Origin of the sequence: Pseudomonas sp. PDM30, from assembly GCF_019218985.1 — a bacterium.
In the GTDB taxonomy this organism is placed as follows: domain Bacteria; phylum Pseudomonadota; class Gammaproteobacteria; order Pseudomonadales; family Pseudomonadaceae; genus Aquipseudomonas; species Aquipseudomonas jessenii.
In genome coordinates, this window is sequence record NZ_JAHUWM010000030.1 from 1 (window position 1) to 320 (window position 320).

Here is a 320-nt window from a genome sequence, read left to right on the forward strand (position 1 = left end):
ACATTCGCCGAAAATTCGAATTTCTCAACTAAGAGAACTCACAAATTTTACCTTAGCCTGATCCGTTACCAGTGAAAGTAACGTTCAGTCTATCTTTCTATCACATACCCAAATTTTTAAAGAACGAACTAGTCAAAGACTAGAAATCAACATTCACCATCGAACCGATGGAATGCTCATTTCTAAGCTTTATACAATCAGAAGCAGTAGTGGTGGAGCCAAACGGGATCGAACCGTTGACCTCCTGCGTGCAAGGCAGGCGCTCTCCCAGCTGAGCTATGGCCCCGTATTTCTACAGGCGTTTCCCACACAAAATTGGT

General features: G+C 43.4%; 1 tRNA gene. It reads right to left on the minus strand.

The features are described from left to right. Positions 1–210: 210 nt before the first annotated feature. Positions 211–286 (minus strand) — tRNA-Ala (locus KW840_RS28335). Positions 287–320: the final 34 nt, after the last annotated feature.